General features: G+C 69.4%; 2 protein-coding genes. Both read left to right on the forward strand.

All coding sequences use genetic code 11. From position 1 onward, the window contains the following. Positions 1 to 151: SufE family protein (locus ACXJKH_RS20255; RefSeq protein ID WP_457322052.1), on the forward strand; the 151-nt coding region annotated here is incomplete at its 5' end. Then, positions 148 to 1,401, forward strand: a complete 1,254-nt coding sequence (locus ACXJKH_RS20260; RefSeq protein WP_457322050.1) for an MFS transporter — start codon at positions 148 to 150, stop codon at positions 1,399 to 1,401. The genes ACXJKH_RS20255 and ACXJKH_RS20260, both read left to right, overlap by 4 nt. The last annotated feature ends 175 nt before the right edge of the window (positions 1,402 to 1,576 follow it).

The following is a 1,576-nucleotide window of genomic DNA, read 5'->3' on the forward strand; positions in this document are numbered from 1 at the left end:
GCGCTCGGCGGCCGAGATCCTGGCCACCGAACCGACCTACATCCAGGACATCGGGCTGTCGCGCCATCTGTCGCCAACGCGCAGCAACGGCGTGGCGGCCATGCTCGCCTTCATCCGCGAGACCGCGCAGTCCCAGCACGCGCAGTCGTGAGTACCGACGCCCCTGCCGAGACACCGGAGCGCGCGCTCACGCTGCTGGCGCGGCCCGGCTTCGCATTGCTGCTGGCGTATCGCATCTGCGCGATGCTGTCCTACCAGATCGTGGCGGTCACGGTCGGCTGGCACATCTACGAAGTAACCCGCAATCCGTTCTCGCTGGGCCTGGTCGGCCTGGCCGAGGTGCTGCCGTTCTTCTGCGTGACCCCGTTCGCCGGCTACCTGGTGGACCACCTGCCGCGCCGCCGGCTGGGCATGGTGGCGGCCAGCGGGCTGGTACTCACCGCCGTGGTGCTTACCGCGGTCGCGCAGGGCTGGTTGCCGTTCCACGGGGTGTGGCCGATCTACGCGGCGATCGCGATGACCGGCATGGTCCGCGCGTTCCTGTCGCCGATCTACAACGCGCTGTTCGCCCGGGTACTCGAACGCCCGCAGTACGCGCGCGGCGCGGGCCTGGGCGCGGTGGTGTTCCAGGCCGGCATGGTGGCCGGCCCGGCGCTGGGCGGCCTGCTGGTGGCCACCGGCGGCAAGGGCGTGGCCTACGGGGTGGCGGTGGCGGTGGCGCTGATCGCGGTGGGCTGCCTGGCGGTGCTGCGGGTGTCCGAGCCGGTGCACGCCGGCCCGGCCGCGCCGATCTTCAAGAGCATCGCCGAGGGCGGTCGCTTCGTGCTGGGTAACCGGATCATGGTCGGGGCGATGGCACTGGACATGTTTTCGGTGCTGCTGGGCGGGGTGGTGGCGATGCTGCCGGCGTTCCTGCATGAAATCCTGCACCACGGCCCGGAAGGGCTGGGCATCCTGCGCGCGGCACCGGCACTGGGGTCGGTCTGCGTGGGGCTGTGGCTGGCCCGTCGTCCGCTGCAGCGCAATGCCGGGCGGGTGCTGCTGTGCGCGGTGGCCGGGTTCGGCCTGTGCGTGATCGGCTTCGGCCTGTCGCACAGCTTCTGGCTGTCGGCGCTGATCCTGCTGTTCTACGGGGCGTTCGACGGGGTGTCGGTGGTGATCCGCTCGACGATCCTGCAGTTGGCCACACCCGAAGCGATGCGCGGCCGGGTGTCCTCGATCAACGGGATCTTCATCAGTTCCTCCAACGAACTGGGTGCGTTCTACGCCGGCACGATGGCCAAGCTGCTCGGGCTGGTCCCTGCGGTGGTCCTGGGCGGTTTCGCGGTGCTGAGCGTGGCCGGCGTCACCGCCTGGAAGAACCCCACCCTGCGCAACTTGAACCTGCGCGACCTGCAGTAGCTACTGATCGCTCGGCATGCCGTTGACTGTGCGCTGAAAAGACGCTCTGCCTGGTACAGAAACGGAGAGCAAAGGCGGCGAGTGCTTACCTGCACTGATTGGCGCGGGTACGGGTGGGCTGGCGGGACACGCCGTAAATCCATCCGTGGAGGCTCGCGTGCGCCATCCATGGCGC

The organism is Stenotrophomonas sp. P5_B8, assembly GCF_054049855.1.